This window comes from Sphingorhabdus sp. SMR4y, from assembly GCF_002218195.1.
In the GTDB taxonomy this organism is placed as follows: Bacteria; Pseudomonadota; Alphaproteobacteria; order Sphingomonadales; family Sphingomonadaceae; genus Parasphingorhabdus.
Genome location: NZ_CP022336.1, coordinates 130,704 through 143,400 on the forward strand (window position 1 = coordinate 130,704; position 12,697 = coordinate 143,400).

Annotated in this window: 10 protein-coding genes; 5 read left to right on the forward strand and 5 right to left on the reverse strand. The window is 59.9% G+C overall.

The window, feature by feature from the left end; translation table 11 throughout:
- Positions 1-58 precede the first annotated feature (58 nt).
- Complete coding sequence (locus tag SPHFLASMR4Y_RS00545; protein WP_089131817.1) at positions 59-727, reverse strand: copper resistance protein B; 669 nt, start codon at positions 725-727, stop codon at positions 59-61.
- 247 nt (positions 728-974) lie between these two features.
- Positions 975-2,810 (reverse strand): copper resistance system multicopper oxidase, encoded by a 1,836-nt coding sequence (locus tag SPHFLASMR4Y_RS00550; RefSeq protein ID WP_089131818.1) that lies wholly within the window; start codon positions 2,808-2,810, stop codon positions 975-977.
- 173 nt (positions 2,811-2,983) lie between these two features.
- Here SPHFLASMR4Y_RS00550 and SPHFLASMR4Y_RS00555 point away from each other — a divergent pair, with 173 nt between their 5' ends.
- From SPHFLASMR4Y_RS00555 to SPHFLASMR4Y_RS00565, 3 genes are read left to right on the forward strand one after another with little or no spacing between them, the layout of a single operon-like run.
- Positions 2,984-3,496, forward strand: coding sequence for a DUF305 domain-containing protein (locus tag SPHFLASMR4Y_RS00555; protein ID WP_089131819.1), 513 nt, complete (start codon positions 2,984-2,986; stop codon positions 3,494-3,496).
- Positions 3,493-4,242 (forward strand): MauE/DoxX family redox-associated membrane protein, encoded by a 750-nt coding sequence (locus SPHFLASMR4Y_RS00560; RefSeq protein ID WP_089131820.1) that lies wholly within the window; start codon positions 3,493-3,495, stop codon positions 4,240-4,242. Before SPHFLASMR4Y_RS00555 ends, SPHFLASMR4Y_RS00560 begins: the two co-directional genes overlap by 4 nt.
- Before the next feature lie 22 nt (positions 4,243-4,264).
- Positions 4,265-4,540 (forward strand): metal-sensitive transcriptional regulator, encoded by a 276-nt coding sequence (locus tag SPHFLASMR4Y_RS00565; protein ID WP_089131821.1) that lies wholly within the window; start codon positions 4,265-4,267, stop codon positions 4,538-4,540.
- 36 nt (positions 4,541-4,576) lie between these two features.
- Here the strand turns inward: SPHFLASMR4Y_RS00565 and SPHFLASMR4Y_RS00570 are convergent, their stop codons facing one another.
- The 3 genes from SPHFLASMR4Y_RS00570 to SPHFLASMR4Y_RS00590 all read right to left on the reverse strand — a co-directional run bounded on the left by SPHFLASMR4Y_RS00570 (position 4,577) and on the right by SPHFLASMR4Y_RS00590 (position 9,927).
- Positions 4,577-5,827: an adenylate/guanylate cyclase domain-containing protein gene (locus tag SPHFLASMR4Y_RS00570; protein ID WP_089131822.1), complete on the reverse strand. Its 1,251-nt coding sequence runs from the start codon at positions 5,825-5,827 to the stop codon at positions 4,577-4,579.
- 1,411 nt (positions 5,828-7,238) lie between these two features.
- Positions 7,239-8,978 carry an amidohydrolase gene (locus tag SPHFLASMR4Y_RS00585; protein ID WP_089131825.1) on the reverse strand — a complete coding sequence of 580 codons (1,740 nt, stop codon included), beginning with the start codon at positions 8,976-8,978 and terminating at the stop codon, positions 7,239-7,241.
- Positions 8,979-9,003: 25 nt separating this feature from the next.
- A complete protein-coding gene (locus SPHFLASMR4Y_RS00590) occupies positions 9,004-9,927 on the reverse strand; it encodes a DMT family transporter (RefSeq protein WP_089131826.1) in 924 nt (307 codons plus the stop codon).
- Positions 9,928-10,017: 90 nt separating this feature from the next.
- On the opposite strand from SPHFLASMR4Y_RS00590, the gene SPHFLASMR4Y_RS00595 reads away from it, so the two are divergent.
- Both SPHFLASMR4Y_RS00595 and SPHFLASMR4Y_RS00600 read left to right on the forward strand, forming a co-directional pair.
- On the forward strand, positions 10,018-11,520 hold the full coding sequence (locus SPHFLASMR4Y_RS00595; RefSeq protein ID WP_089131827.1) for a CoA-acylating methylmalonate-semialdehyde dehydrogenase: 1,503 nt from the start codon (positions 10,018-10,020) through the stop codon (positions 11,518-11,520).
- A gap of 123 nt (positions 11,521-11,643) precedes the next feature.
- Positions 11,644-12,624: a polysaccharide deacetylase family protein gene (locus SPHFLASMR4Y_RS00600; protein WP_089131828.1), complete on the forward strand. Its 981-nt coding sequence runs from the start codon at positions 11,644-11,646 to the stop codon at positions 12,622-12,624.
- Positions 12,625-12,697: the final 73 nt, after the last annotated feature.

Sequence of the window (12,697 nt, forward strand, 5' to 3'; positions counted from 1 at the left end):
CTCGACAGAGGGTCGGCAGGCATGGTTTTGCCATGCCAGCACCCGCTCCACCGGGAGATCAAAACCAGAAACGCACCCCGATCACATAATTGGTAACGCTCGGATCCTCGCCAGCCAGCCGCGCAAAGTCACGGCTGCCGCCCAGTTTCCATTCCTGCTCGATCCCGACATAGGGGGCAAATTCCGGCACGATCTCGTAGCGGAGCCGGAGTCCAAGTTCGATATTGTCGATTCCGGAGCCGATATCCAGTTCGGGAATCTCCTGAGCCGAGAGGTTGACCTCGGCGCGCGGTTGCAGGATCAGGCGCTGGCTGAGGCGCTGGTCATATTCGGCCTCGATCCGCGCGGTCAGATCACCCTTGCCGGACAGGAACGCCGCGGCGTCGATTTCAAACATATAGGGCATCAGGCCCTGGACCCCGATCACCGCATGGGTGCGCTTCGGGCCGGTGAGATCCTGCCGGACACCGGCCTGGAGGTCAAAAAAAGGCGCGATGGCGCGGCTGTAAAGCGCCTGTATTTCGGCCTGCTCGATCGCTTCGCCAAAAGCGCCTTCGCCCTCGCTCTTGAACCAGAATTTATTGATGTCGCCGCCATAATAGCCCTGGACATCCCAGAGATAGCCATCCTCGCCCGCGCGCGCGCGATATTCCAGCCGGTCACCCTGAAACCAGAAGAGCTGCATACCGCCATGCTCCTGATAGAGCGCCTCACGAGATGGGCGCATCGCCTCGGCCCCCAGACAGCGTCCGCCGCACTGGGTGGTCCGCTTGCCCCATTTGGTGGCGATGCCGGTTCGACCGCAGGCCGGGAATGACCCATCGCGCCATGATCCATCTGGCTATGGTCTACCTCGGACTCGGCCTCTGAAGCCGCAGGCATCCGGTGCGCGCTGTGGTCCATCTGACTGTGGTCTTGCGCCAACGCCGGCGGGGTGACGATCATCGCCGCAAGGCTTGCGGATAATAGCCGCATCACGCCGCTCCTTCGGGAAAGGCCACGCTGACCGTCTGCATCATCCCCGCGTGCATATGGTAGAGCAGATGGCAGTGAAAGGCCCAGTCACCCGGCTCGTCGGTGGTCACGTCAAAGGTTGCGCTGCTGCCCGGCTGGACGATCACTGTATGTTTTCTCGGCTGGTGATGGCCCTGGCCGTTGACCAGTTCGAAAAACATGCCGTGCAGATGGATCGGGTGGGCCATCATCGTGTCGTTGACCAGCTTCACCCGAACCCGCTCGTCATGGCCGAAGCGGATCGGATCATCGCCCACCGCGCTGAACTTCTTGCCGTCGAACGACCACATATAGCGCTCCATATTGCCGGTCAGATGCAGTTCCATCTCGCGGTCCGGAGCGCGCTTGTGATGGTCCATCGCCAGCGATTTCAGCATTCGGTAATTGAGCGTCCTGTGCGGCACACCCTCCAGACCCAGCCCCGGATAGCCGGTACGGTCCTGCGGGTTCATCGATACCATATCGATGCCAGGCCCGACTTTGACGCTGGCGGGCAGCAGCGATGTATCCCGCATATTCATCCCGCCGCTCATATCCATCGCGCCCATATCATGCCCGTCATGCCCGCTGGCCGGCGAAGCTTCGGGCATCGCATGCCCCATGGCGGCATGATCCATCTGGCTGTGATCCATCGCTGGACCGGCTTTGTCCCCGGAACCGCCATGGTCCATGCCCCCATGCCCCATATCAACCATCGACAGCAAAGGCGGATCGCGCAGGGCAGGGAAGGTGGCCTTGCGTCCGGGCTGCGAGGTCAGCGTTGCCTGCGCCATGCCGCTGCGATCCATGCTTTCCGCTGCGATCGCAAAGGCACCCGCCGCGTTCGGCGTGACGATCACGTCATAAGTTTCGGCCACCCCGATCTGCAACTCGTCGACTGCGACCGGCTGCACATTCTGGCCATCTGCCTGCACCACCGTCATCGGCAGGCCGGGCAATCGCACGTTAAAGAACGTCATCGCGCTGCCATTGATGATCCGCAGCCGGACCCGCTCGCCCGGGCGATAGGGCAGTTCCAGCCCGTCCTCCGGCCCGTGACCGTTGATCAGATAAGTGTAGGTCGGCGCAGAAACATCGGCGATATCGGTCGGCATCATCCGCATCCTGCCCCACATCCGCCGCTGTTCGGCGCTCAGCGGATAATCGTCGCTCGCGCTGGTCTTCTGTCGGCTGAAATAGCCCTCGGAGACCTTCAGCTTCTTCATGATCGCATGCGGGTGCATCGGCGTGAATTCGCTGAGCAATATGATATGCTCGCGGTCGTAGGCGACCGGATCAGGGCCGGCCGGATCGATGATGATCGGGCCATAATGGCCCATCTGTTCCTGCAGCCCGCTATGGCTGTGCCACCAGTAAGTGCCCGACTGGCGCAGCCTCAGCGGCACATCGAACCGCGCACCGGGCTTGATTCCGGGAAAGCTGATCCCCGGTACGCCGTCAAACTGGAACGGCAGCAGCAGGCCATGCCAGTGCACCGAACTGTCGACATCCAGCATATTGTGCACCGACAAGGTCACATCCTCGCCCTCCTTCAGCCGGATCAGCGGCCCCGGCACCGTGCCGTTGACCGCAATCGCATGGCCGGAGCGCCCGCCGGTAGCAAAGCGGCCATCGGCAATGTGCAGATCGATTTTCGGGCCCGAAAGCTCGTGGATGCCCTTGCCCACGGCAGCCCCGCCATGGCGGCCCATATTGCCCGTAGCCCAGGCGGGCATGGGCAGGGCGGCAGCGCCGGAGAGCGCGGCCAGGCTGGTGATCATCCGGCGGCGGGAAAGGGAGAGATTGCTTTTTGTCATGGGAAATTCTATATACCCCCTATAGGTATATGACAAGACTCGATGCCTCGGGAAATATCGTGGCTGGCTTTGGCCGCACAACAGGGTGAAGTCGAAGGATTTGCGGAACAACGCGGCCGTTCATGCGTCATTGTAATAGCGGCTTGTGCAACAAGGAAAGGAGCGCACGGACGATGTCGAAATATACCAGATTAATCGTGATGATCGCCACCTCGACGCTGGTGATGTTCGGCCTGATGTATCTCAATACCTACGCGCTGGATCACGTGCATTTCAGTGAAACGCGGACCTGGATGGCGCTCTACATGGGCGGCGCGATGGCCATCGTCATGCTGCTGTTCATGCTCGGCATGTATGACGACAAAAGGAAGAATGCGCTGATTCTGGGCGGAGCCGCGATCCTCTTTGCCGGCTCGCTCTATCTCGTCCGCTCGCAGGACACGATCTCCGACCTGGCCTGGCAGAACGCGATGATCCCCCATCACAGCATCGCCATCCTGACCAGCGAGCGCGCCCATATTGAAGACCGGCGCGTGCGCGATCTGGCCGATACTATCATCAGGGCCCAGCGCCGCGAGATCAAGGAAATGCAATGGCTGATCCGCGATATCGAGGCAAATGGCAAGGCGACGACCGAGGCCGAAGCGATCGCCCGGCCGGTGCCGGATTTTGAGGGTGAAATATGAACAAGACAGCAAAATTATATCGCATGGTGATGGAGCAGCATATCTGTCCTTATGGGCTGAAATCGAAATATCTGCTGGAACGACAAGGCTTCACCGTCGAGGACCATCATCTGACCACGCGCGCGGAAACCGATGCGTTCAAGGCCGAACATGATGTGGCCACCACGCCACAGACCTTCATCGATGGCGAGCGCGTGGGTGGCTATGACCAGTTGCGGGTCGCGCTTGGCAAGGACAAGCCGGAGGACGAGCGCAGCGACACCAGCTACCAGCCGGTCATAGCCTTGTTCGCGATGACCTTCCTGATGGCACTCGCGGCCGCCTTTGTCGCAACCGGTGACGGGTTTTCGATCCGCACCGTCGAATGGTTTGTCGCCTTCTCGATGTGCGGTCTCGCCTATCTGAAATTGCGCGATATCGAGAGCTTTTCGACCATGTTCCTGAACTATGACCTGCTCGCGCGGCGCTGGGTGCGCTATTCCTATCTCTATCCGTTCGGCGAGGCACTGGCCGGCGTGCTGATGATCGCCGGTGTGGCGCTGTGGCTGGCCATTCCGGTGGCTTTGTTCATCGGTACGATCGGTGCGGTCTCGGTCTTCTACGCCGTCTATATCCAGAAGCGCGAGCTGAAATGTGCCTGCGTCGGCGGCGACAGCAATGTGCCGCTCGGCTTTATCTCGCTGACCGAGAATATTTTCATGATCGGCATGGCGCTTTGGATGGGCTACAAGCTATGGATGGCCTGACCGCCGGGAGAAGACTGAGACAATGGCAAAAGACGATATCACCGCGAAACTGAACCGGCTCCACCGGATCGAGGGGCAGGTCCGTGGAATCGCCAAGATGGTCGAGGAAGACCGCTATTGCATGGACATATTGCACCAGATGCAGGCGGTAAAATCCGCGCTCGCCAAGGTCGAGAGCCAGATCCTCAAGGATCACGCCGCCTGCTGCGTCAGCGAGGCGATTGCCACCGGCGACCCCGAAGAACAGCGCGAGAAATTCGACGAACTGGTCGACCTGTTTGAAAAGATGAAGCGGTAAGAGGCGGGCAACCGACTGGCGCACGCGGCCGCTAGTTCACTCTGCAATCTCCGGCTTGATCCGGTAAATCACCGTATCCCCGACGCCTTTCAGCGCGATGCTTTCGGGCGCGTCAAATTCATGCGCGCCGGTGCATTGGAAATAGGTAGCGGCAGACACGGCGATCCCGTTCGGCTCGGCCGCGCTTTCGATCCGGCTGGCGATATTCATCGTGTCGCCCCAATAGTCATAGGCCAGCCGGCTGGTGCCGACCACGCCGCCGACCACCGGACCGCTATGGATGCCGACCCGCAGCTGAATGTCGATCCCGCCCTCTTTGGCCCGGCTTTGCATTGCCGCGATCACATCCTTGGCGAAGCTGACCGCGTCCTTTGCGCCCGGTCCGTTGGAAGCCGTGCCGCCCGATACCGCCAGATAGCAATCACCAATGGTCTTCACTTTCTCGATGCCATAGCGGGAGGCGCATTGATCGGCGATCAGGAAAAACCCGTTCAGCTGCTCGACCAGATGGCCCGGGGAAAGCTGTTTGGAAAGTTTCGAGAAGTCGACAATATCGATGAAGACCACCGAGATATCGGAGAAGGAATCGGCCACCACTTCGCCGGCGCGCAGGCGTTTGGCGACCGCCTGCGGCAGGACATTGTAGAGCAGCTTCTCGGTCTTCTTGCGTTCCTGGTTCAGCTCCTGGCGGGCGACATACATGGCCCGCGCCCGGCGGTCGGCTTCCCAGTTGGTGAATATCGCAAACAGCAGGAAAAAGCTGATGTTGACGATGGTGTGATACATTTCGTCAAAGTCGATGCCATGGGTGTCCATATAGACGATGAACACGCCCAGCGTGCCGATCGCCCAGATCATGAAGAGCCGCACATTGGCGACAAAGGCGACGCTGGCGATGAAATAGATCAGGCCAAAGAAGACCACGGCAATCTTGGTGATATCCAGATCATTGGCAGCGGTGGTGCGCACCAGGACGGTCATCAGCACCGCCGCGGCGATGGTCATCGCAACGAATGGCAGGATATCGAGCCAGCACCATTCGACATAACGGGGGCTGGTCGTTGCAAATATCGCGAGGGCAAAAAAGCCGACAATCGCCATCGTGGTGATGTTGAACGTCGCGAAGGCCTGGTTCGACGAAAATACCGGGGTCAGCATGAAGAAACCGAGGAAAATCAGCGGCCCGAGAATGAGCACCGCCCGGGTCGCCTTGAGCCGGGACGTGCGCTCATCCTGCACATATGTCCGCTCGTTTTCGTCTTCGGCAAAATGATTGATAAAGGCCATGAATATCCCCCCCGGAAAGCCCGCATTCCGGCCCTTCAATCAGAGGGTTATAGGGTGGTACTATTAACCAGTGGTTTTTTTGGAGCAATTGTTTCCCGGGAGGGCAGGGCGGAGGGGAGCCAATTCCGCTTTAAGCAAGAAAGCGGACATTACGCATACGGATACTGAATGGCGGCTAACGCCCCCAGATGCGGACATTCAGGTTTAGCACCTCCAATATAACCAGCGCTGAAACTGAAGCGCACATGCCCACAGCAGCAAAAGCGCGAACGCGATAAAAACAAAATACATCGCGACGGCAGCGCCGAAATGCCAAGAAGGTTCTGATCGAAATACGTTTATGTCGAACCAGCTTGAGACTTGTAGAGACTGCCCGCGAAAGCCGCGAATTATGCGCAAACTCCAACTTATAATCTGAAAAAGCAGAAGGGGAGTCGCCGCAATAGCCCAAAACATTTCCCCCCGGCTAGGTGAACCTTCATTTTCCAATTCAGTTTCCGAATGCCAAAGCATGATTTGATGCTAAGCGAGGTGCAGTCGCAAGACAATATCTAATGACCGCTTTCCACCCAATTGTTGCCGGCAAAAGCGACCAAAGGCGATGTCCGCTTTTGCGTTCATCACGGTTTAATGACTTTCTGTTCCCGCTGTCTGGCACCGATTGACCTGTTTTGCAGCGAACGCGGCCTTCGGGGAAAGCGGGTGGCGTCATGGCATGTCGGCATTGCACATGGGTCTTTCCTACACCCAGCCCCATCGATTATCCTTGCCCTGGCTCTTTGACAATTTGGACAAGATCATGACGATACCGCTCTCGCACCTGGACCAGGAGGATCAGAATAGCCGCGCCGTACACCCGGTGCCATGGTGGCGGAGAGAAAAGACCGGAACACTGAGGCTTTCGGGAGAAGGTTACAGAAAATAAAAGGGCGCGTTTGTGTAAAGTTTAATTGTGAGAGCGGTTGGGGTGAGTTCGTGGCGCCCAAGTCCTTCGACAGGCTCAGGACGAACGGGGTTTCTTTGATGGGCTCGCACGAAGACACCAAGGCACAAAGGATATTAGGAAGGCATGATAAGCCTTTGTGACTTTGTGGCTTTGTGTGAGAAAAATTGGATTGTGCCGCTGGTCACGAAAAACCGGTCTTGGCCCGAACTTTGACGAACTTTGGGATCGCTGAAGGCAAAAACCCGCTCGGGTCGAGCATAGTCGGGAAGCCTTGCGCCATGTGTCTCGACTACGCTCGACACGAACGGACCAAGGGGCACTCGTCATCCTGAACTTGTTTCAGGACCCCTTGAGATTGCGCACCGCCGCCCGAGGTCCTGAAACAAGTTCAGGATGACGAAGCGGTCCAGCTTGCTCGCGGCAAGCCCTTCGACAGGCTCAGGGCGAACGGCATTTACAGACGCCCTATTCCGCCGGGAACCAGCGTCCCTCGAAGATCACGCCCTGCACCTCGACTTCGCGCAGTTTGGCCGCACCGCCGACATAGGGATCACGGTCGAGCACGGTGAAATCGGCTTTCTTGCCGGTGGCAATGCTGCCGACCATCGCGTCGAGGCCGATGACCTGCGCCGCTTCGACCGTGATCGCGCGCAAGGCCTTGTCGAGCGACAGCCGTTCCTCCGGCGCCTTGACATTGCCGTCGAGGGTGATCCGGTTGCTCGCCACCCAGGCGAGATAGAGCGGATCGATCGGCGCCATGTTGAAGTCGCTGTGCAGGCCGAGCGGCACGCCCTTGCGCTCGAGCGAACCGAGCCGGCTCATCTGCGCGGCGCGGTCGGGGCCCATGCCGGTCTTGGCATAGGCATCGCCGAGGATGCGGATATAATTGGGCTGGGCGGAGACATAGAGACCCATTTCGCCGATCCGCCGGTTCTGCGCCTCGGTTGAATAGCCGAGATGCTCCATGATGATGTTCTGGCCGTTGCGGACGGCGAGCTGCTCGGTGATGTCGAGCACGACATCAAGCCCCTTGTCGCCGTTGACATGGGTGTGCAGATTCCAGCCGGCGTCCCACAAACGCTCGGTCTGCTTGAGCAATTCGTCCGGTTCGGTCAGCCATTTGCCCTCGTGACCGTCGCTGTAACCGGGCGGGTTCATCTGCATATATTGGGCAAAAAAGGCACCGTCGGCGAACAGCTTCACCCGGTTGGAGAAGAAGAATTTGGGGCTATCATATCTGGCTTTCATGTCCTTCAGCCAGACATTGGGATCGCCGGTGACCAGCGGCGCAACGGGAATCGCCAGGATCCGCGATGGCGTGGTCGGCTGGTCGTAGAGGCTCTTGAACAGAGCCGACTCCATTGCCGGTCCGCCGAAGCCACCGAAGGCCAGATCGGCGCTGGTGGTGACGCCATTTTCGAGCATCATCTGGCGCATATCGGCCAGGCCCTGCTGCACCTTGGCCGGCGAGAAGAGATAGGGGCGGAGCATCTCGATGCCGTTGAACAGGGCGGTTTCGTGGATGATGCCGCTGGCGAAATCGGCGTGGCCGGGATCGATATCGGGCTTGCTGAACGCGGCGGTGAAGGCCGCTTCGTCGCCGATGCCTAGCAGGGTCAGCGCCTTGCTGTTGGCGATGATCTCGTGGAAGCTGCGCTGCCAGATCACCACCGGCCGCTCGGGCGCGATCCGGTCGAGTGCGGCGCGGTCCATTTCGCCGTGAAACAGCTTGTGATGGCCCCAGGTGATGAACAGGGCGTCTTCGCTCTTCGCCATTTCCTCGCGCAGGCGCTCTTCATATTGTGCCTTGCCGCGCGCCGCCGGATAGGTCTTGCCGGGCAGGTCCCATGGCTCGGGGCTGATGAACGGGATCGGCAGCATCATGATGGTCTGCATCGGATGGACATGCGGCTCGACAAAGCCGGGCATCAGGATCTGGCTGGCAAAGCGCCGGTCGACGGTGACCTCGCGATTGCTCGTCCATGCTTCCAGATCTTCCAGAGTCTGGCCAAGCCCAAGGATGATCCCGTCGGCGGTGGCGACATAGCGGGCCTCGGGATAGCCTGGCTCCATGGTCAGGATTTTGCTGGCCTCGAAGATGGTGACTGCGGGATAGGGGAGGGCAGCGGCGGTCTCCTCGGCCTGCGCGCCATTTGCCCATAGCAATGTCAGCGCCGCCCCGATGGACGATAGAAATTTCCGCATGTCTCTCTCCCTGTTGCGGAAGTGACTATGCGCTCGGGCTCGCCTTGGCAACCGTCAGCCTGCTCGCCTTGACATGCTCGCGCCAGGCGATGAACAGGCCGGAGCCGATAATGATCGGTGCGCCCAGCCAGATCGACAGACCGGGATATTGGTCGAAGATAACGATGCCGAAGAAGCTGGCCCAGATCAGCGCGCTATAGTCCATCGGCACGATCGTCGAAACCGGCGCAAAGCGCAGCGACTGGGTGACACCCAGCTGGCCCAGTGCGCCGAATATCCCGATGCCAAGCAGATAGGCCCAGGTTCTTGCATCATGGCCGCCGCCGTAGATGAAGGCGCAGATGGTCAGCGCGGGCAGGGTGTAGACCGAGAACCAGAAGATCGTGACAACGCTGGTTTCGGTGCGGCCGAGCATGCGGATCACCATGGTGACCGCCGCCGTGACCAAAGCGCCGCCAAGGGCAACGGCAGCGCCGAAGGCGGGGATCAGCGATCCGCCCGGCCGGATGACGATCAGCACGCCGACAAAGCCGATCAGAATCGCCGACCAGCGCCTTATCCCGACCTTCTCCCGCAGGAATATTGCGGCGAACAAGGTGGCGAAAATCGGAACCGTGAAGCTGATCGTTGTGGCATCGGCCAGCGGCAGCAGGGTCATCGCCCAGAAATTGAGGCCCATGGCAAAAATGCCGAGGGTGGAGCGCAGGATATGAAGCCTGTGCTTGCTCGAGACAATCGATGGCCAGCCTTCCCGGCTGCGCATGATCAGAAAGCAGATCAGCGGCATGGCGATCAGCTGGCGGTAGAACAGGCTTTCGGTGACATGCACGCCTTGCTCGCCCGCCAGTTTGACAAATGCAAACATGACCGCGAGCGAAAGCATCGCCGCCAGCCGCGTCAGGATTCCTGCCATCGGCCGGTTCTGACCGGCAGCACCGTCGTTGCTCATGCAATATTGCCATAAAAGATAGGGGAAGGGCGGTTGTGCATTCTTACGCTAAATAGCATATAGCCCGCAAAAGCAATCAGGAGTCTTTCAATGCGCACTGTTACCCATGTCTTGGCTTCCGGAGGAAACGCAGCAGCGGTCCGCCAGAGCGATATTTTCGATCCCAATAACGGCGGCATCCAGGGTAAGGTGGACCTCGGCGATGCAGCAGTGCTCGACAAGGCGGTCGATGCGGCTCTCGCGGCGCAGCCGGCCTGGGCAGCCACCAACCCGCAGCGGCGGGCGCGGGTGATGTTCAAGTTCAAGGAACTGGTCGAGGCCAATATGGACGAGCTCGCCCATATGCTCTCGATCGAGCATGGCAAGGTGATCGCGGACTCCAAGGGCGATATCCAGCGTGGTCTGGAAGTCATCGAATTCTGCTGCGGCATCCCGCATGTCCTGAAGGGCGAATATACCCAGGGCGCAGGTCCCGGCATCGACGTTTACTCTATGCGCCAGCCGATCGGCATCGGCGCCGGCATCACCCCTTTCAACTTCCCGGCGATGATCCCGATGTGGATGTTCGGCCCGGCGATTGCGACCGGCAACGCGTTCATCCTGAAACCGTCCGAACGTGATCCGTCGGTTCCGGTGCGGCTGACCGAACTGATGCTCGAAGCGGGTCTTCCGGAAGGCATTTTGCAATGTCTGCACGGCGACAAGGAAATGGTCGATGCCATTCTCGATCATCCGGCCATTGGCGGCGTCAGCTTCGTCGGATCTTCCGACATCGCCCATTATGTCTACCAGCGCGGTGTTGCTGCGGGCAAGCGCGTCCAGGCCATGGGTGGCGCGAAAAACCACGGCATCGTGCTGCCGGACGCGGATCTCGATCAGGTCGTGAACGATCTGTCCGGCGCTGCCTTCGGCTCGGCCGGCGAACGCTGTATGGCGCTGCCGGTGGTTGTACCGGTGGGCGAAGACACCGCCGACCGTCTGCGCGAAAAAATGATCCCGGCAATGGAAGCCTTGCGTGTCGGCGTTTCGACCGACGAGGAAGCCCATTATGGTCCGGTCGTCAATCCGGCTCACAAGCAGCGGGTCGAGAACTGGATCCAGACCGGCGTTGACGAAGGCGCCGAACTGGTCGTCGACGGCCGCGGCTTCTCGTTGCAGGGGCACGAAGACGGCTGTTTCATCGGCCCGTCCTTGTTCGACCGTGTCACCCCGGACATGGAAAGCTACAAGGAAGAAATTTTCGGTCCCGTGCTGCAGATCGTCCGTGCCAAGAATTTCGAGGAAGCGCTCGCGCTGCCAAGCCAGCACCAATATGGCAATGGCGTCGCGATCTTCACCCGCAACGGCCACGCCGCGCGTGAATTTGCCAGCCGCGTCAATGTCGGCATGGTCGGCATCAACGTGCCGATCCCGGTACCGGTTGCCTATCACAGCTTCGGCGGCTGGAAGCGGTCGGCCTTCGGCGACACGAACCAGCACGGCATGGAAGGCGTGAAATTCTGGACCAAGGTCAAGACCATCACCCAGCGCTGGCCTGATGGCACGGCGGATGGCGGCAACAAGGATGCCTTCGTCATCCCGACAATGGGGTAAAGGCCGGGTAAGGCTTGCCGGCGACAGAGTTCCAAATCAGGACAAGCCGCCCGAAACGCTGGAAATTCCGGCAATTCGGGCGGACATGCCGTTCATGACCATTCCCTCGATCCCGGTGCCGCTTTGCTAGCTCTGGCGCCCAGGCTCTTCCTGCCGTCGGTGCTGCTGGCGATCATTCTGTTCGGTTTCTGGAAACCGGCGAACGAGGCAGGTGCAATAATGGTTCTGCCCGCGCCGGTCGCGGCATCGGACAAGCGCATCGCCTTCAGTTTCGATGACGCCCCGCGCGGCGGCGGTGCCTTTCTCGATCCCGACGAACGCCCGAAATTGCTGATCGAGGCGTTGCAGACTGCCGGCATCGACCAGGCTGCCTTCTTCATCAACACCGGCCGGATCACCGCCGATGACAATGATGCCGCCGATATCGCGGCCTATGCCGGGGCAGGGCATGTCCTTGCCAATCATACCGCCCGGCACAGCAAGCTGTCGTCCGTTTCGGTCGAGACCTTTCTCGCCGATATCGATGCGGCGGAAGCGTGGCTGAAAGACAAGCCCAATTACCGCCCCTGGTTCCGCTTTCCGTTTCTCGACGAGGGCAGGACGAACAGGGCCAAGCGCGACGCGGTGCGGGCCGGTCTCAAGCAGCGCGGCCTGATGAACGGCTATGTAACGGTCGACGCGTCGGACTGGTATCTTGAGGACATGGCGATCTCGGCGGCCAAAGCCGGCAAGCTGATGGACTGGAACGCGCTGCGCGACCTGTTTGTCGAATCCTATGTAGAATCGGCGGAGTTCTCAGACGAACTTGCGCGGCGGACGCTGGATCGGGCACCGGTACAGATGATTCTGCTGCACGAAACCGATCTCGCAGCGATGTTTGTCGATGATCTGGCGGCGGCGCTGAAAAAGCGGGGCTGGACCATTGTTTCCGCAGACGAAGCCTATCGCGATCCGATTGCCTATATGGAGCCTGATGTCGATTTCGCCGACGGCACCCGCACCCAGATGCTGGCGGCCGAGCGCAGTATCGGCAATCGCTGGTACGAACGCAATGATCAAAAAGTAGCAAAAAAGCTATTTGCCGAGCGGGTCCTGCACGACTAGACCCCGGTGCATGAACGCACCCCATTTCTCGCGCGATATCCCTGCGTCTGTGGTCTTGCCGACTGGCCCATCG

Excerpts from the sequence above, each read along its gene's own strand:
- SPHFLASMR4Y_RS00545 (WP_089131817.1), bottom strand. The coding sequence starts at position 727 with ATGCGCCCATCTCGTGAGGCGCTCTATCAGGAGCATGGCGGTATGCAG.
- SPHFLASMR4Y_RS00550 (WP_089131818.1), bottom strand. The coding sequence starts at position 2,810 with ATGACAAAAAGCAATCTCTCCCTTTCCCGCCGCCGGATGATCACCAGC.
- SPHFLASMR4Y_RS00555 (WP_089131819.1), top strand. The coding sequence starts at position 2,984 with ATGTCGAAATATACCAGATTAATCGTGATGATCGCCACCTCGACGCTG.
- SPHFLASMR4Y_RS00560 (WP_089131820.1), top strand. The coding sequence starts at position 3,493 with ATGAACAAGACAGCAAAATTATATCGCATGGTGATGGAGCAGCATATC.
- SPHFLASMR4Y_RS00565 (WP_089131821.1), top strand. The coding sequence starts at position 4,265 with ATGGCAAAAGACGATATCACCGCGAAACTGAACCGGCTCCACCGGATC.
- SPHFLASMR4Y_RS00570 (WP_089131822.1), bottom strand. The coding sequence starts at position 5,827 with ATGGCCTTTATCAATCATTTTGCCGAAGACGAAAACGAGCGGACATAT.
- SPHFLASMR4Y_RS00585 (WP_089131825.1), bottom strand. The coding sequence starts at position 8,978 with ATGCGGAAATTTCTATCGTCCATCGGGGCGGCGCTGACATTGCTATGG.
- SPHFLASMR4Y_RS00590 (WP_089131826.1), bottom strand. The coding sequence starts at position 9,927 with ATGAGCAACGACGGTGCTGCCGGTCAGAACCGGCCGATGGCAGGAATC.
- SPHFLASMR4Y_RS00595 (WP_089131827.1), top strand. The coding sequence starts at position 10,018 with ATGCGCACTGTTACCCATGTCTTGGCTTCCGGAGGAAACGCAGCAGCG.